Origin of the sequence: Candidatus Arsenophonus lipoptenae (assembly GCF_001534665.1) — a bacterium.
GTDB lineage: Bacteria > Pseudomonadota > Gammaproteobacteria > Enterobacterales > Enterobacteriaceae > Arsenophonus > Arsenophonus lipoptenae.
Map to the genome: position 1 here is coordinate 388,372 of NZ_CP013920.1, position 18,566 is coordinate 406,937.

Genomic DNA, 18,566 nt, shown 5'->3' on the forward strand with positions numbered 1-18,566 from the left:
ATGTCTATTTTAATTAATAAAAATACTAAAGTTATTTGCCAAGGATTTACAGGTCATCAAGGAACTTTTCATTCTAAACAAGCTATTGATTATGGTACAAAGATGGTCGGTGGAGTAACACCAGGTAAGGGTGGATTAATACATTTAGGATTACCTGTTTTTAATACAGTACATGAAGCTGTACAAAAAACTGGGGCAAGGGTATCGGTAATTTATGTTCCTGCTCCATTTTGCAAAGATTCAATTCTTGAAGCAATTAATAGCGGTATAAAATTAATTGTTACTATTACGGAAGGAATTCCTATTTTAGATATGCTAATCATAAAATATAAACTAGAAGAAACTAAAATAAAAATGATTGGACCAAATTGTCCTGGTATTATCACTCCAGGAGAATGTAAAATTGGTATTCAACCAGGCCATATACATAAACCTGGTAAAATAGGTATTGTATCAAGATCTGGTACTTTAACCTATGAAGCAGTTAAACAAATTACTGATATTGGATTAGGACAATCTACCTGTGTTGGTATAGGTGGTGATCCCATTACTGGATTAAATTTTATTGATATTTTAAAAATGTTTCAAAAAGACCCAGAAACTAAAGCTATTGTAATGATTGGTGAAATTGGAGGTACAGCTGAAGAAGAAGCGGCTGATTATATCATGCATAATATTACTAAACCAGTCGTTGCTTATATTGCCGGTATAACAGCACCAAAAGGCAAACGTATGGGACATGCTGGTGCAATAATTGATAGTAGTGGAGGCACTGCTGAAGAAAAGTTTATTGCTTTAGAAAAAGCAGGTGTAAAAACTGTTCGTAATTTAGTGAATATTGCTAAATATGTAAAAAATTTAGTCGATATCAAATAAATACATTAATACTAAGTAATTTTTAAACTTTTTATATTACTTTTAATATTATATAAAAATCATAAATACAATATACTATATCTTAATAAAAATATAGTATACAAAAAGATATTCTTGATCTCATCATATTTAATAATATTAACGTTATATTTTAATAGTTCAAACAGATTTTTATCTTTATAACTTTGATAAATATCATATAAAAATGATTAAAACTAAATATACTGATAAAATAAATTTAATAGATCAAAAAATATTTTTATAATAAATTAATTAAGTTATAATATAATATATATAATAATTTATTATATATATTTATAAAATAAATAGTTTTAAATAAAATTAAAATAATATAATAATTTTATGAAAAGAAACCCATTATTAACACAGTCTACATTACCTCATTTTTCAATAATTAAAACAGAACATATAATACCAGCAATAAAAACAATATTAGATAATTATCGAAAGGATATTGATTCTGTACTTAGAAAAAATAATACTTTTAATTGGAATAATTTATATCGTCCATTAGAAGAAGCTAATAATAACTTATCTAAAGCTTGGTCAACAATTAATCATCTTAATGCAGTAAAAAATAGTAATGAATTACGACAAGTTTATGATAAATGCTTACCTATGATATTAGAATTTAATAATTGGATTATGCATCATAATGGCCTTTACAAGGCTTATCAAGCATTAAAATGTAATGCTGAATTTAATAAATTAAATCAAGCACAACGTCAATCTATCGAAAATAAGTTACGTAATTTTAAATTATCAGGTATTCACTTACCAATAGAAAAAAAAAGACGTCATAAGAACATTATGATTAAACTATCAATATTAGAAAATCAATTTAGTAATAATGTACTAGATTCAACAATGGGCTGGACAAAACTAATTCAAAATAATAGCCATCTTGATGGCATACCAGGAAAATATATTTTAGCGGCAAAAGAATTAGCAAAAAAAACAGGGGGGAAAGGTTGGTTATTCACACTAGATACAACGAGCTATCTATCAATTATGAAGTATGCTAATAATCGTGAGTTACGCAAAGAAATGTATTATGCTTATAATACACGTGCTTCTAATACAGGACCTAATGCTGGAAAATGGGATAATGGTGATATTATGGAAGAAATTTTATCCTTACGTTATGAATTATCTAAATTACTAGGTTTTAATAATTTTGCTGAAAAATCATTAGCCACGAAAATGGCTAAATCACCTAAACAAGTTTTAAAATTTTTGAATAATCTTATAAAAATATATTATAAAAAAGCTAAAAAAGAATTGGAGGAATTAACACAATTTTCTCGTAATTACTATAAAATTAAACAAATTAAACCATGGGATTTAGATTATTACTGTGAAAAACAAAAACAGCATAAATTTTCCATTAAAAATGAAAAATTATGTACTTATTTTCCAGAAGAATTAGTTATAAAAGGATTATTTGAACTAATAAATAGAATTTACAATATAGATGTTAAAGAACGTTATGACATCGATATATGGCATCCAGATGTACGTTTTTTTGAATTATATAATCATAAAAATAATTATTTATATGGTGGATTATATTTAGATATATATAGTAGAGAATATAAACGTGAGGGTGCATGGATGAGTAATTGTGTTAGTAGATTAAAACACCTTGATAATAGTTATCAAAAACCAGTTGCTTACTTAATATGTAATTTCAATAAATCTTTCGATAAACAGATTCTTTTAAATCATGATGAAGTCATTACCTTGTTTCATGAATTTGGACATTGCTTACATCATATATTAACTAAAATTGATGTAGCTGATGTTTCAGGTACTAATGGGGTCCCATTAGATGCTATTGAATTACCTAGTCAATTTATGGAATATTGGTGCTGGGAACCTGAAGTATTAACTTTTTTATCAGGTCATTACAAAACTGGAAACCCATTGCCAAAAAAAACATTAAAAAATATGTTAAAATATAAAAAATATCATATTGGTATGTTTTTCATGCGTCAATTAGAATTTTGTTTATTTGATTTTAATTTACATATTAAATATAATGATCATGAAAATAATCATGTCTTATCTACTATGAATTTAATTAAAAAACAATTTTCTATAATGCCATATATTGAATGGAATCGGTTTCCTAATACATTTAGTCATATCTTTTCTGATGATTATGCCGCTGGCTACTATAGTTATTTATGGGCAGATGTTTTAGCAGCTAATGTGTTTGCAAAATTTAAAGATAAAGGTATCTTTAATCGTATAATTGGATTATCATTCCTTAATAATATCTTAAGCCAAGGTGGTGCTGAGAACCCTTCAATACTTTTTAATCGTTTTCTTGGCCGAAAACCTAATATAAAAGCAATGCTGGATAGCAAGGGTTTTTAATTAAAGTAAATCTCACAAATATAGTAATTTTTAAAAAACAAAACCATACAGCTTATTTTAAATTATGAACGTCAAGATTATTTAATATTGATTTTATTTTTAATACAACATTACATTGGATGCTATAAATTAGTTAATATTAAAAATAATTTTAGTAGATGTTAATTTAATCATTTATTGTTAGACACAAAATATACATAAAACTATATATAAATTAAGTATTTGCTATCTTAGTATTAAGATTACATAATTTTAAAAAATATTTAATTAATTAATTATAATTAAATAAATTAAATATTTATATATTAATAACTGTAATGAATTGTACTTATGATACAAATTATTATTAATGATTATTGATCAAATATTTTATTTATTATATATAAACATATTTTACATATGCTATTTATAATCTGATAACTCTAATATTTTTCCCACCAATTTATCTATCCCTCGATAAGCCTCACTAATATTATTAGCTAACATATATCCAGGAGTAGAAATAACTTTATTTTTAATATCAACAATAATATCATCAACAGTACAATTTATGGCAACTCCACCTAAACTATTTACAATATCATTTATTTTTTGATTATTACCTATTGTTAATTTTATATTTTTACCATAAATTAGTGGTAATAATATAGGAGCAATGCAAATATAACCAACAGCTTTTCCTATAAAACTTCGACAAATTTTTAAAATATCTATTTTTAATTTAAAATTAATACCTAATGATGCAAAATCTGATAAGTTTTTAGTTACACCAAAACCACCTGGTACAATTAATGCATTAAAATATAAAGCATTACATTCTGTAATAGATTTTACTTTTCCTCTTACTATTCTAGCTGATTCAAGCAAAACATTTCTTTTTTCACATATTTGCTTACCAGTTAAATGATCAATAACCTCACATTGTTCTATATTAGGAGCAAAACATTGATAATTTATTCCTTTCCTTTCTAAAGAAAAAAGCGTAAGAATAACTTCGCTAATTTCTGATCCATCTAAATAACCACATCCAGACAGTATAACTGCTACATTAAAATCAGATTTTTTAATCATTTTTTAAAAGATCCATTATAAAATATTAAACGTTTATATATAAATAAAAATCAGAAAAATTATAAATTTAATTTTAAGAATTTTTAAAAATTACCATATTTTAATAAATTAAAAAAATATTATTATGTATTTATATATAATAATATTTTTTAATTCAACAACCGTTTTATATACTATTTAAATTAGTAGTTTAAATACTATAAAATAAGTATCTAAATCTATAATTAAGTAAATATATTTATTTAAGTTATTAACATTATTTTTCTATTATTTTAATATGCAAAAACTATAAAAAAATATTTCTTATTTTCATATTATTGAATATTAATAATATTTATCTTGATAATTTAAAATATTATTATGATTTAAGTGTACTAAATATACATAATATAAAATAAATGCTTTTAATAATTATTTTCGAATATAAAAAGTTCACATAATATTATATTAACTTTAATGATAACCAATAAAATAAACTAGAAAATATGATAGATATGGGCAATGTAAAAAACCAAGCTAATAATATATTCTTAATTGTTTTAGTTTGTACACCATCACCATGAATAACCATTGTACCTGCTACAGCAGAAGATAAGACTTGTGTTGTTGATACTGGCATTCCAGTATAACTAGCAATACCAATAGAAATTGCTGCAGTTAATTGAGCAGCAACTCCTTGTGCATAAGTCATGCTACTCTTACCAATTTTTTCACCAATTGTTATAACAACACGCTGCCAACCAATAATAGTTCCAATGGAAAGAGATAATGCGACAGCAATAATAATCCATAATGGTGCATACTCAACTGTATTTAATAAATCATTACTTAAATTACGTAAAAACCGTGTATCAGAAGACGATATTTCTGGTAATTTAGCTACATATAATGCTGTATCAGATAAACATATTAACAATCTACGCATTTGATTGCGTTGTTCTTGTTTTAACATTGAATAATTTTGAATTTGTATCAATATTTTAGATGTCTGTTTTAAGACTTTCATAGGGCTAGAGTTATCACAATAAAATTTTTCATCTATAATTTTTAATCCAGATTCATGCTTTGATTTACGAATAATATGATTCACTACTGATTGATGCTCTTCGTAGTAATGTTGTAGATGTATTATTGCATCATGAGTACGAGTTATATCATAATCACTAGCATGCATATTAAGCACAAATCCAGATGGTACTACTCCTATTAATACTAACATAATAAGACCAATACCTTTTTGTCCATCATTAGCTCCATGGGAAAAACTAACACCAAATGCAGATAAAATTAATGCAGTTCTAGTCCAAAAAGGGGGTTTTTTTTTACCATCTTTCTTTTCTCTTACATCTGGAGTTAAATGAATACGCATGCGTTTTCTGGTACTATTCCAATAACGACGCAATAAAAAAATCAAAGATCCAGCTATAATAAAACCTATTACAGGAGAAAAGATAAGAGAAATAAAAATTTCAATTACTTTAGGAATATTTAACGCCTCTACTATAGAAGAATCTATTATTAAAGCATTAGTTAAACCAACACCAAGAATAGCTCCTATTAAAGTATGTGAACTAGAAGTAGGTAAACCTAAATACCAAGTGCCAAGATTCCAGATTATGGCTGCTAATAACATAGAAAAAACCATTATTAAGCTATGCGTAGAACTTACATTAAGTAAAAGATCTGTTGGCAATAAATGTACAATTGTATAAGCTACACTTAAACCACCTAAAATAACACCTAAAAAATTAAATATACCAGACATAACTACGGCTAATTGAGCTCTCATTGCTCTAGTATAAATAACAGTTGCTACCGCATTTGATGTATCATGAAATCCATTAATTATTTCGTAAAATAATACAAATAACAATGCTATTATTAGCAATACAGTAGTATAAAAATCTAAATTAGCAAATACATTTATCATAAAATTTAAACCAGTGGCTTTATTATGAAATGAATGTATTATCAGTTATAAAATATAACGTTAGAAGAAAAATACATATCTTTATTATTTACAAGTTACAAAAATTAAAACACAGCATCTAAAATTACTACATATATAAATATATTTATTTAACAATACTAGTATTGTATAGCATAAAAGATAAAAAAATACCATTTTAAAAATACAATATTTAAAAATATTTACGTATAATATATTAATATTGCTATGATATATATTCTCATAAAAATTTAATTAATTAATATGTAATATATTATTATATATTTATTGAAGTATAATAAATTTTAATTAAACATCTCAGTATAAATATAAATCAAAAATAAGTAATTTTCTTAATTTATATTTATATGTATTTCATTATAAAATACATATACAATTATATTATTTAAATTAAAATTCTTTTTATATTTTTACCTAAGGCATTTAAAATAGTTTTAAAAAATGACGAGATTAACATCTTTATATTCATGCTTGTATTGATTAATTTAATATTTAATAAAAATGTAAAATAAAATAATGATAAAATAGTTTTTATTTAATTAAATAACTATTTAAATATTAAAAAATTATAAAATAAATCTACTTAAATCTTCATCAGCAACTAATTCGTCTAAATGTTTAGCTACATAATCAGCATTAATAATAATATGTTGACCATTTCTTTCACTAGCATCAAAAGAGATATCTTCCATTAATCTCTCAAGTACAGTATGCAATCTACGAGCACCAATATTTTCAGTTTTTTCATTGACTTGCCAAGCTGCTTGAGCAATTTTATTAATACCATCTCTGGTAAATTCAATATTTAAACCCTCAGTAGCCATTAATGCTTTATATTGTATTGTTAGAGATGCATTAGGTTCAGTTAAAATACGATTAAAATCTTCTGCAGTTAAAGCTTGTAATTCAACTCTGATAGGCAATCTACCTTGCAATTCAGGAATTAAATCAGAAGGACTAGCAATTTGAAAGGCTCCGGAAGCAATAAACAAAATATGATCAGTTTTAACCATACCGTGTTTAGTAGAAATTGTACAACCTTCAACTAAAGGCAATAAATCACGTTGCACACCTTCTCGTGAAACATCTGGACCAGATGTTTCACCACGTTTACAAATCTTATCTATTTCATCTATAAATACGATACCATGCTGTTCAACAGCATCAATTGCTTGCTGTTTTAATTCTTCTGGATTAACTAATTTTGCAGCTTCTTCTTCTATTAATATTTTAAAAGCTTCATTAATCTTCATTTTGCGAGATTTATGTTTTTGTCTTGCTAAATTTTGAAACATAGATTGTAATTGACTAGTCATTTCCTCCATACCTGGAGGAGCCATAATTTCTACCCCCACTGGTGGAGTAGCAATTTCAATTTCAATCTCTTTATCATCTAACTCTCCTTTTCTTAATTTTTTTCTAAAAGTTTGACGAGCGTTAGATGGTTCTATATTTGTATCAGTTTGTCCCCAATTATTTTTAGCAGGTGGTAATAAAACATCCAAAATACGTTCTTCTGCTAATTCTTCTGCACGATAACGATTTTTTTCTATAGTTTGAAGTCGTACCATTTTTACAGCAGCATCAGTTAAATCACGAATAATAGAATCAACTTCCTTACCTACATATCCAACTTCAGTAAACTTTGTTGCTTCTACTTTAATAAAAGGGGCGTTAGCAAGTTTTGCTAAACGACGAGCTATTTCAGTTTTTCCTACACCAGTTGGACCAATCATTAAAATATTTTTTGGTGTTACTTCATGACGTAATGTCTCATCTAGCTGCATGCGTCTCCAACGATTACGCAATGCAATAGCAACAGAACGTTTTGCTTTATTTTGACCAATAATATGATTATCTAATTCATTGATAATTTCACGAGGTGTCATTTCAGACATGTTTAAATCCTTAAAATTTTGAAGATAGTTCTTCAAAGTTAAAATTATGATTGGTATAAATACAGATATCACTAGCTATATTTAACGCTTTTTCTACAATTTCACGGGTACTCATTTCTGTATTTTCTAATAAAGCACGGGCAGCAGCTTGTGCATAAGCACCACCAGAACCAATCGCAATTAAATCATTTTCTGGTTGAATAACATCTCCATTACCTGTAATGATTAATGAATTATTTACATCTGCAACAGCTAAAAGTGCTTCAAGTTTTCGTAACATACGATCTGTACGCCAATCTTTGGCTAATTCAACAGCTGATTTTGTTAAATGTCCTTGATGCAGTTCTAGTTTTTGTTCAAAAAGTTCAAATAATGTAAATGCATCAGCAGTACCACCTGCAAATCCAACTATAACTTTATCATGATAAAGGCGACGTACCTTGCGGACATTACCCTTCATAATAATATTACCAATAGTAGCTTGTCCGTCACCACCAATGACAACCTGACCATTACGACGAACACTTATAATTGTAGTCATGACTTATCCATTAATTATTCTTATTAAGAAATAAGATTTTTATCTTATATAAAAAGTCAACTACATGACGTTAGTAATTATGAAAATGGAGTAAAAAAATCATTTTTCAACCCTTATTTTATAACCTAGATAATTTATGCTAAAAAATAGATAAACCAATATGCAAATAACTCTATAAGCTATGATAAGATTTTCCATTATAATTTTTAGCTATTCTTTTTTATCTATAAAAACACTTAAAAATATTTTATGAACTAGTAATTACTTTATAATACAAAAAATTAAATTATCTTTAATAAATCTTATATTCCCAAATTATTAACATATTTTAATAATGTAAAATATTTATAATAACATTATTTTATTTTATTGCTATTAACGGGTTTTTTAACTATATAATTATCCACTTTTATATTGATATTTTTATTAAAATGATTAAAAGATCTAATATATTTATTTACAATAATGTCAGATGTTAATTTTTTGTATTCTATATCCTGTGAGTAAATATTACTCTTTTCTAGAGCTTTTATATAAAACCAACGTTCTTTTGGTTTAGGAGGTAGACTATTAACTATTCGGGTTTTATTATTAAATAATTCTAAATTTAAAATATATTTATTTGGAATAAAATAATGTAACCTATTCATTAATATAATACAAATGATAAATACAATCAAAGAGATTGTCATAAACACTTCGTTTGATTTTTTTTTCTCTAAATATTTTCTTGTAATTGACGTTTTTCGTCTTACATAATCTTTTTGTATCACTTTTAAAATAAGAACAACAAAAATTATTAAATTAATTATAATAATACGTAATTATTTCAAAAAAAAATTATATAACTATATAAATATAACAATAAATATTAAAAATTAAAATTTAATTATAATTAATTCTATTAAAAAGAACTGGAATGGTATTCCATGTTAGATAATATTTAATAAATTAAATACACAACATATTATTATACTAATAATTTCGTTAATAAATAATATTATTAAAATAATTAGCAACTATTTAATATAGTTAACAATTTTATTGTTTTCAATGCATTTATATAAAACATTTAATAAAAATATAAAATATTAATTTAAAATAGTTTTATTAGCTTTTAAAATAAAAAATAATTTTTATAAATTATAGAATATAAACGCTAATTTTATTTATAATTACTATAACAATGATATATTATCATATCTAATTTTCAATTGGATCAACATCAATATTCCATTTTATTTTTCTACCTTCAGGATATTTCATAATTTTAGGTAACACACATGAAAAAAACTGTTGTAAATAATAACGAGAAGGATGTTGAAGCAATAATTGCCAATGGAATCGTCCTGCACATTTAAATTTAATTGCTGGGATAGGTCCTATTAAACAAAGTTTAGAGTCACGCATACTGTGTTGTTCTATATACTGTCGACACTTCTCTAAAAAATTAGCTGCAGATTTGTCATTATAATCTTCTGAACGAATAATGATATGATTACTATATGGTGGCAAAGAAACATCACGACGTTCAGCAAGCATTTCTATTGCTAATGCATTATAGCCTTTTTTAATTAATGTCAATAATAAGGGGTTTTCTGGATAATATGTTTGTAAAATTAATTCACTATTCTTTGTTCGATCAATAATATTATTGGATATTTTAATATACAATTGAGCAAATTTTTCTATTGCACGATAATCACTAGCAAAAAGTACAGAATCTATATTAAGTAATGAAACCAGAGTAATGTCAGGACAAATATATCCTTTAGCCAATATTTGTGTTCCAATTAAAATTCTGGCACCATTTTTATATATAATTTCTAATTTCTTTTTTAATTCTTTCTTATCATAAATAGTATCGCTATCAATACGAGTAACTGGGACATCAGGAAAAATATTGTTAATAATTTTTTCTAATTGTTCAGTTCCTAAACCAAGAGTAATTAAACATTTTAAACCACATTTTAAACATTGTATTGGCATTGGTAATTGATTATTACATCGATGACAATGCATTTGACGATCATAATAGTGTAATGTGTAATAATAATTACAACTTAAACACTCTGCAATCCAACTACAATTATGACAAATTAATATTGGCGAATAACCACGACGATTTAAAAACAACAAAACCTTATTATTTGCTAATAAATGATCCTCAATACGTTGAATTAATATACGTGATATACCATGTTTTAATGGTTGGCATTTCAAGTCTAACAAATATTGACTTAACTTTTTATTACTTTTAGTTTGTTCAGTAAGATCTAGCCGTTGATATTTTCCTTCATCAATATTTTTAAGACTTTCTAAAGAAGGTGTCTCTGTACCTAAAATAATGGAAATATCTTCTTTTTTCGCACGCATAACTGCAAAATCTCGAGCATGATAACGCCATCCATATTGTTCTTTATATGCATTATCATTCTCTTCATCAAGAATAATTAATCCAAGATTCATAAATGAAATCAATACAGCAGATCTTGTACCTATAACGATAGCACTATATCCTTTTTTAGCTCGCAACCAAACTGCTAATCTTTCATTATTATTTAATTTAGAATGTAATATGTCAATCGGGGCATTAAATCGTTTTTTAAAAATATCCATAAAATTATAAATTAATTTTATTTCTGGAACTAATAATAATACTTGTTTGCCTGTTTTTAAAACATTACCAATAACATTTAGATAAACTTTTATTTTACTAAAACTGTTTTTACTAACTAATACAAAAGTAGTAAATTTTAATTTAGAATTTAGTATTCTTACTACTGTTTTTTGTTCTAGATTAAGTTCTTTTTTTTTAATAAAAAAATAAAAATTAGGATACCAATTTTCCATTTGAGGTTGCACATATAACAATTGAATTAAATTTTTCTTTTTTAATAATTTTAAAGTATTTTTACTTAATTCAAATTCATTAATTTGATGATGATAAAGGTTTCTTTCTTGTAATAATTTTAGTGCTTTTTGTTGTTTTGGTGATCTTCTTAATTGATTAATAGAAGTATTTTTACCATACGAAGTAACTTGCCATTGCTGCAAAGGAGAAAAAATAGTACCCTTACCTTGACGCAATAGACTTGGTAATGCATGAAATAATACTTCACCAATAGGATAGTGATAATACTTAGAAGACCAAATAAGTAATGACAATAAATTATCGGAGAATAATGATTCGTAATCTAAAATTTCTTTAATAATTTTATATTGTCTATAACTACATTTGACATGTATATTATCTGATAATACAATACCTAAAATCATACGTTTTCCTAAAGGAACTAATACTCGACGACCTTTGATAGGAGATAAAAAATTACTTGGTAATTGATAATTAAAAGCATGCATTACTGGAATAGGTAAGGCAACTTTAACAATATTCATTGTTAATTATTCCTAATAATTATTGTATTATTATTTTCTTTAATATGGTATTATTTACCTTATATATCATATATATAAAAATATAATTCATATTTAATAAATATATTTCGATATAATTTATTAGTCATTTATTAAAAGAACAATTTTTAATAATTAAAAATTATATTTCAATATTGAATAATAAATAGTATTTTACTATAATTAAAGGAGTTATATGAAAAAAAATATACATCCAGAATATAAGGAAATAATTGCTATTTGTTCTTGTGGCAATATGATGAAAATTAAATCAACAGTTAATCATAATCTACATTTAGATGTATGTGGTCAATGTCATCCATTTTATACTGGTAAACAACGTGATTTAGCTTATGGTGGCCGTGTTAATAAATTTAATCAAAGATTCAATATACCTAGAATAAAAGACAACAAATGAACAACTACTACATTAATCAATAATATATTCTATATAGAATATATTATTGATTAATGTAGTAGTTGAAAACTAAAAACTATCCTAATATAATTTATTAAATTTAAAATATATTTAGAATATATTATCAATTTATCATTTTAAAATTAACATATTATAGCACTCTTTTCTTTTAAAAAATCATCATTATTTTATTAAAATCTATAAAATTTAGATTTCATATATACTAATATAGTTATGATAATTTTATTTTAAATGATTATAATTTTCAATTAGTTAATAAATAATTTTATATAAGATAACATAAATCATTTTTATATAAATGTATTATTTTCTATAATTACAGAAAATAATAATTAAACTTATTAAAAAATTTAATAACAAAATAAAATATAAATAATATTTATTAACTAATAAAAATTTAAGAGGTATTTTTTAGCATGAATATAGTGATAACAGAAAAAACAAAATATAACCATCGTCAATTACATAAATTTGGTGGAAGTAGCTTAACTAATGTACAAGGTTATAGAATGGTCGCTAATATCATGGCAAATTATAGTAAATCAGGTGATTTAGTAGTTGTATCCGCTGCTGGGACAACTACTAACAAATTAATAAATTGGATTAATTATAGTCATACTAATCATATTGTAGCTAATAAATTATTAAAATCTATTTCAAATTATCAACAAGAACTAATAGATGGCTTATTACCAAATAATAAAAGTAAAATATTAAAAATGGCGTTTTTAAAAGATCTCAAAAAATTAAATAACTTAATAAATAAATCAATTAATAATGATATTTATTCAGAAATTGTTGGTCATGGAGAAATTTGGTCTGCACGTTTAATGTCCGCAGTGTTAGAAAATGCTGGTTTATCAAGCTATTGGTTAGATGCAAGACTTTTTTTACGTACAGAATTTATTGGTCAACCAAAAATTGATGAAAATTTATCGCGCCCATTATTACAACATTTTTTACAAAAATATCCTAATAAATGGCTAGTAATTACTGGCTTTATTGCACAAAATAAACAAGGTAGAATGGTATTATTAGGACGTAATGGAAGTGATTATTCAGCAACACAAATAGGAGCATTAGCAAAAGTTAATAAAGTCACTATTTGGAGTGATGTTACTGGTATATATAACGCTGATCCACGCAAAGTTAAAGATGCTTCTTTACTGCCGATCTTGGGATTTAATGAAGCTAATGAACTAGCACGTTTATCAACACCAGTACTTCATCCTAGAACATTGCAACCATTAGCTATTAATAATATTGATTTACAACTAAAATGTAGTTATAACCCAGAACAAGGATCAACAAAAATAGGGCATTTCTTCACTCAAGATACTGGAGTTAAAATAATCACTAGTCATGAAGATATTTGTCTTATAGAACTATACCTTATGAATCGACAAAATTTTTTCCAGACTTATAAGAATATAAATTTATTTCTTAATAAAAATCAAATACTGCCGTTAGCTACTGGATTAAATTCAGATAAAAAATTAATTCAATTATGTTATACATCAGAAATTGCTAATGCTAGCCTAAATTTATTACAACAAGTACAATTAGAAAAAATTGTATTACGTCATCATTTTGCCATTATTGCTATAATAGGATCTGATATTATAAAAAATTCAATAAATACTCATCTATTTTATCAACAATTAAAAGATCAACCTGTTGAATTTATTTGGCATTCTAATAAAGGAATAAGTTTAGTGGCAGTTTTACATACAACTAAAACATCTAATTTAGTTCGTTTACTACATCAAAGTTTATTTAGAAATAAACAATATTATTAATATAAAAAATATTCTTAATATAAAATTTAATATTAATTCATTATCAATTATATAATTAATAAAATCATCAATAAAATTTAGTTTTTTGATTTGTATAAATATATTTGATGCTATCAATCAAACTATTAAATTATTTTCAAAAAAAATCATATGTACTTTACTTTAACTTTATATATTACTAATGATTTTTTACTTATTAAACAATATTGAATTATAAATTTAAATTACTATATCAGTATATATAATAATAAAAGTTTGTATTTATCTAATTAAATATTTTATCTTATCAATTGTATTCTTAATAGTTATTTTAAATTCTAATAATATATATCAATACAATTCATTTTTTTGTAAATATTACTAAATATATCAATATATATATCCTATAGAATAATTAATAATATAAATGATTAATAATTATTCAGAGTTATTAAAATTTGTTTTTTATAATCATATTAGTATAATATTTATTATATTATGCAATATAAATATACTAAAAAAGGCAATTAACATATTTATATGTACATAATTTTAATTAATTATTTAATAAATAATATTCCATTATTAAATTTTATCAATTGGAACAATTAAAAATTCATATCTTATTTATTATGAAATAAGAATTTATGATTAAAATGTAATAATAAATATAATATATAAATATTATATGTAATATTAATACAAAGGATAATAATTAAATGATATTTAATTTTCTTATAATTATATTATATACAGCATTGAATTTGATTAGTGAAATATCATATGCAGATAAATTAAATGATATTAAAAAAACTAAAACAATACGTATTGCTGTATTTGATAGCAATCCACCATTTGGTTTTATTGATCCCAACACTAAAAAATTAGCAGGTTATGATATTGATATAGCTAAAAAAATTGCCAATAATTTAAATGTTAAATTAATATTACGTCCAACAAATCCAGCAAATCGGATACCTCTTTTAATATCAGGTAAAGTTGATTTAATTGGAGCTAATTTCACTATTACATCAGAACGTGCTAAACAAATTCATTTTTCTATTCCTATTTTTTCTACAGAGCAAAAATTTATAGCCCGTAAGGGATTATTAAAAACAATTAATGATATCACTATGTTACGTATAGGAGCAGATAAAGGCACTGTACAAGAAATCACATTACGAAAATATTACCCAAATATAAAAATTATTTCTTATGATGATACCCCATTTGCATTTGCTGCATTACAAAATGGGAATGTACAAGCTATTACACAAGATGATGCAAAGTTAATTGGTCTATTAAGTAATTTACCTGAAAATATAAAAAGAAATTATGAAATTTCACCGTTTAGTATTACACACGAATATCAAGCTTTAGCTGCAGTTAAAGGTGAAACTAACTTGATTAATGCAATAAATAATATTTTATTAAATCTAGAAAACAATGGTCAAGCAAAAATAATTTATGATCGTTGGTTTGGTCCAAAAACTAAAGCAGAACTACCCAGAGGTAGTTTTCAATTTACAATATCAAAAAAATAAAAATTTTTATAAAAATATATAAATTTAATAAACAGGTTAAATCAATGTTTAAATATTTTTTTTCTAACCAACAATTAACAAAGGAGTATCTTGATTGGATTTGGCAAGGATTAGTTATTACTATTTGGATATCATTTTTAACTATAATTTTTTCCACTATTTTGAGTTGTATTTTAGTTGCTACTAGAGAAAGTCGTATTCTGTTATTGCGTTGGTTAACAATTATTTATATCTCATTATTTCGTAATACCCCATTATTAATACAGCTTTTTTTTTGGTATTTTGCTATAGGTAATATTTTACCAGTATCTATTATACAATGGTTAAATACATCACATCAATTAATTATATTTAGCTTAAAAATAACATGGCCATCATTTGAATTTTTAGCTGGATTAATTAGCCTAATACTATATTCCACACCTTTTATTACTGAAGAATTAAGATCTGGAATTTATGCTGTAAAATATGAACAAAAATTTGCTGCATTAGCATTAGGATTGATTAGATGGCAAGTTATGCGTTACATTATTTTACCTCAAGCTTTAAAAATTTCATTTTCACCATTATTGGGACAATATATGAATATTGTAAAAAATTCTTCACTTACTATGGCTATTGGTGTTGCTGAACTTTCATATATTTCTCGTCAAATTGAAAGTCAAAGTTTACAAACATTTATGGCATTTGGCATTACGACAATACTTTATATTACTATTATTGCTATAATAGAAGCCTTAGAACAATGCCGGAAACAACACTTAATAAATAAAGGAAAATTTACATGAACTTTAAAGTTATTCTAGAAAATTGGCAATATCTATTATTTGGTGCGTTTCCAGATGGACCATTGGAAGGAGCAATACTTACACTTTTCATAAGTGTATTATCTGGAAGTATTTCTATTTTTCTTGGTATAGCTGGCGGAATAGCTTTAACAATATTAAGTGGTTGGTGGGCAAATATATTAGCAATGATATTAGGTTTTTTTAGAGCTATACCAGTTATTATGTTAATTTTTTGGATCTACTTCTTATTGCCTATGTTAATAGGAATAGATATTCCTGCATTAATGACAGTAATTTGTTCTCTATCTTTAATAACATCAGCTTATTTAGCTCATGGTGTAAAGGCAGGAATTTTAGCAATAAGTAAAGAACAATGGCAAGCTGGAATGTCATTAGGTTTTAATAAATTATCGGTATTATGGTACATAATACTACCACCAGCATTAAGAATGATGATTCCATCATTTATTAATCAATGGATTACTTTAATTAAAGATACTTCATTGGCTTATATTATAGGGGTAGCAGAGTTGTCATTTTTAGCGACTCAAGTTAATAGTAGAGAAATAATTTATCCTTTAGAAATTTTTTTATTTGTTGCTTTAATATATTTTATCATGTGTTTTTTACTTGAAATAATATCAAATCATATACTACATATTATAAAAAATAATACAACACATATAGATTGTGTTAGCAAATTATAATATCAAAATTAAATTTTGAAAAAATATTAATAAATAAATTAACTATAAATAATCTTCATAGGCAATATATAAAAATATTTAGTATTTTATATTTTTATTAAATTAAACTACATTTTTAAGATAAAAAATAACATTTAAACAAAAATATTACATATTTGATCTGTCACATAATAATATTAATTATTAAATTAATTAATTTATACTTTATAAGTATGACAATTAATATTGATGGTTTTATTTATAAACTGGCAAACTAGATGTAATAGATAATCTATCACTTATTATTTTTAATATAATCATAGCTTATCATAAGTGGCGATTATTTATAAATAATCGCCACTTATGATTTTATAAAATCATGACATTTAAAATTTCTTTTTTTTAAACGTAAACTATTATATAAGTTTAAAACTTAGAGTAATCTTTTATACATAACTACTAATTTTTAACTAATGGTTGCTATAACCAGTAGAATAGCATTCTACATGCATATTAATAATGACTCATGTCATAATTATGACAAAGTATGTTTCTATTAATTCTTAAAGATAAGGAACTTATTTGTATTTTTAATACTATATTAAGAAATAATTTTAGGCATTTATATTTATTTGGTTTCATATAACACTCTATTATAGTCATAATATGTTTATTTATTTTTGACTAACACATATAATGTGTAATTTTTTTATTCGATAAATGTTTTTATTATTAAAATAGTTCTTGAAAAATGACCTATTTTAACCATTAATATTGTTTTATCATTTAATTAATAAAAATATTTTAATAAAATATTCAATTAGTTAATTTATTTTTAATAAATCTTTTTAAAATAAAAAATTTAAAATTAAAAATTAATTTTTACGAAATTTTTTTTAAAACTGAGAAATAATGTAGATGATTTTATAATGTAATTGTATTTTATTTATATTTTATTCATTAATAATAAATGAATTCTATGAGCTAAGATTTTATTAAGTTTTTATTATATTAAAATAAAATTAATGATAAATTAACTAATAAATATAGAAAGCTTCATTCTACTTATTAATAGCGCAAAAAAAAATTCTTATTCTATCATAATAGAATAATCTAAAGCGAACAAAAGAATAGTTTTAAAACTGTAAATTCACTA

Annotated in this window: 13 protein-coding genes; 7 read left to right on the plus strand and 6 right to left on the minus strand. The window is 23.9% G+C overall.

From position 1 onward, the window contains the following. Positions 1 to 876 carry a succinate--CoA ligase subunit alpha gene (sucD, locus tag AUT07_RS01585; protein WP_066283302.1) on the plus strand — a complete coding sequence of 292 codons (876 nt, stop codon included), beginning with the start codon at positions 1 to 3 and terminating at the stop codon, positions 874 to 876. Between the two features lie 363 nt (positions 877 to 1,239). Then, positions 1,240 to 3,279, plus strand: coding sequence for an oligopeptidase A (gene prlC, locus AUT07_RS01590; protein WP_066283305.1), 2,040 nt, complete (start codon positions 1,240 to 1,242; stop codon positions 3,277 to 3,279). A 402-nt stretch (positions 3,280 to 3,681) separates the two neighbouring features. Here the strand turns inward: prlC and elbB are convergent, their stop codons facing one another. The 6 genes from elbB to priA all read right to left on the minus strand — a co-directional run bounded on the left by elbB (position 3,682) and on the right by priA (position 12,157). Then, positions 3,682 to 4,350, minus strand: coding sequence for an isoprenoid biosynthesis glyoxalase ElbB (gene elbB / locus AUT07_RS01595; RefSeq protein WP_204200685.1), 669 nt, complete (start codon positions 4,348 to 4,350; stop codon positions 3,682 to 3,684). 442 nt (positions 4,351 to 4,792) lie between these two features. Further along, the gene (gene pitA / locus AUT07_RS01600; RefSeq protein ID WP_066283308.1) at positions 4,793 to 6,280 is read right to left on the minus strand and encodes an inorganic phosphate transporter PitA; all 1,488 of its coding nucleotides are present in this window, start codon (positions 6,278 to 6,280) and stop codon (positions 4,793 to 4,795) included. A gap of 605 nt (positions 6,281 to 6,885) precedes the next feature. Beyond that, on the minus strand, positions 6,886 to 8,217 hold the full coding sequence (gene hslU / locus AUT07_RS01605; protein ID WP_066283311.1) for an HslU--HslV peptidase ATPase subunit: 1,332 nt from the start codon (positions 8,215 to 8,217) through the stop codon (positions 6,886 to 6,888). A 10-nt stretch (positions 8,218 to 8,227) separates the two neighbouring features. Next, positions 8,228 to 8,758, minus strand: coding sequence for an ATP-dependent protease subunit HslV (hslV, locus tag AUT07_RS01610; RefSeq protein WP_066283319.1), 531 nt, complete (start codon positions 8,756 to 8,758; stop codon positions 8,228 to 8,230). Positions 8,759 to 9,114: 356 nt separating this feature from the next. Then, the gene (locus tag AUT07_RS01615) at positions 9,115 to 9,531 is read right to left on the minus strand and encodes a hypothetical protein (RefSeq protein WP_157871122.1); all 417 of its coding nucleotides are present in this window, start codon (positions 9,529 to 9,531) and stop codon (positions 9,115 to 9,117) included. Positions 9,532 to 9,961: 430 nt separating this feature from the next. Continuing rightward, positions 9,962 to 12,157, minus strand: a complete 2,196-nt coding sequence (priA, locus tag AUT07_RS01620; protein WP_066283332.1) for a primosomal protein N' — start codon at positions 12,155 to 12,157, stop codon at positions 9,962 to 9,964. A 214-nt stretch (positions 12,158 to 12,371) separates the two neighbouring features. Between priA and rpmE the strand changes: the two genes are divergently transcribed. From rpmE to AUT07_RS01645, 5 genes are all read left to right on the plus strand, one after another. Continuing rightward, positions 12,372 to 12,593: a 50S ribosomal protein L31 gene (gene rpmE, locus AUT07_RS01625; protein ID WP_066283336.1), complete on the plus strand. Its 222-nt coding sequence runs from the start codon at positions 12,372 to 12,374 to the stop codon at positions 12,591 to 12,593. Between the two features lie 437 nt (positions 12,594 to 13,030). Continuing rightward, complete coding sequence (locus AUT07_RS01630; RefSeq protein ID WP_066283339.1) at positions 13,031 to 14,413, plus strand: aspartate kinase; 1,383 nt, start codon at positions 13,031 to 13,033, stop codon at positions 14,411 to 14,413. 698 nt (positions 14,414 to 15,111) lie between these two features. Further along, the gene (locus AUT07_RS01635; protein WP_066283342.1) at positions 15,112 to 15,936 is read left to right on the plus strand and encodes a transporter substrate-binding domain-containing protein; all 825 of its coding nucleotides are present in this window, start codon (positions 15,112 to 15,114) and stop codon (positions 15,934 to 15,936) included. A gap of 44 nt (positions 15,937 to 15,980) precedes the next feature. Further along, the gene (locus AUT07_RS01640; protein ID WP_066283345.1) at positions 15,981 to 16,724 is read left to right on the plus strand and encodes an amino acid ABC transporter permease; all 744 of its coding nucleotides are present in this window, start codon (positions 15,981 to 15,983) and stop codon (positions 16,722 to 16,724) included. Continuing rightward, positions 16,721 to 17,431 (plus strand): amino acid ABC transporter permease, encoded by a 711-nt coding sequence (locus AUT07_RS01645; protein ID WP_066283348.1) that lies wholly within the window; start codon positions 16,721 to 16,723, stop codon positions 17,429 to 17,431. Before AUT07_RS01640 ends, AUT07_RS01645 begins: the two co-directional genes overlap by 4 nt. Positions 17,432 to 18,566: the final 1,135 nt, after the last annotated feature.

What these genes read in the sequence shown, in the direction of transcription:
- sucD (WP_066283302.1), top strand. Translation starts at nt 1, where the DNA reads ATGTCTATTTTAATTAATAAAAATACTAAAGTTATTTGCCAAGGATTT.
- prlC (WP_066283305.1), top strand. Translation starts at nt 1,240, where the DNA reads ATGAAAAGAAACCCATTATTAACACAGTCTACATTACCTCATTTTTCA.
- elbB (WP_204200685.1), bottom strand. Translation starts at nt 4,350, where the DNA reads ATGATTAAAAAATCTGATTTTAATGTAGCAGTTATACTGTCTGGATGT.
- pitA (WP_066283308.1), bottom strand. Translation starts at nt 6,280, where the DNA reads ATGATAAATGTATTTGCTAATTTAGATTTTTATACTACTGTATTGCTA.
- hslU (WP_066283311.1), bottom strand. Translation starts at nt 8,217, where the DNA reads ATGTCTGAAATGACACCTCGTGAAATTATCAATGAATTAGATAATCAT.
- hslV (WP_066283319.1), bottom strand. Translation starts at nt 8,758, where the DNA reads ATGACTACAATTATAAGTGTTCGTCGTAATGGTCAGGTTGTCATTGGT.
- priA (WP_066283332.1), bottom strand. Translation starts at nt 12,157, where the DNA reads ATGAATATTGTTAAAGTTGCCTTACCTATTCCAGTAATGCATGCTTTT.
- rpmE (WP_066283336.1), top strand. Translation starts at nt 12,372, where the DNA reads ATGAAAAAAAATATACATCCAGAATATAAGGAAATAATTGCTATTTGT.
- AUT07_RS01630 (WP_066283339.1), top strand. Translation starts at nt 13,031, where the DNA reads ATGAATATAGTGATAACAGAAAAAACAAAATATAACCATCGTCAATTA.
- AUT07_RS01635 (WP_066283342.1), top strand. Translation starts at nt 15,112, where the DNA reads ATGATATTTAATTTTCTTATAATTATATTATATACAGCATTGAATTTG.
- AUT07_RS01640 (WP_066283345.1), top strand. Translation starts at nt 15,981, where the DNA reads ATGTTTAAATATTTTTTTTCTAACCAACAATTAACAAAGGAGTATCTT.
- AUT07_RS01645 (WP_066283348.1), top strand. Translation starts at nt 16,721, where the DNA reads ATGAACTTTAAAGTTATTCTAGAAAATTGGCAATATCTATTATTTGGT.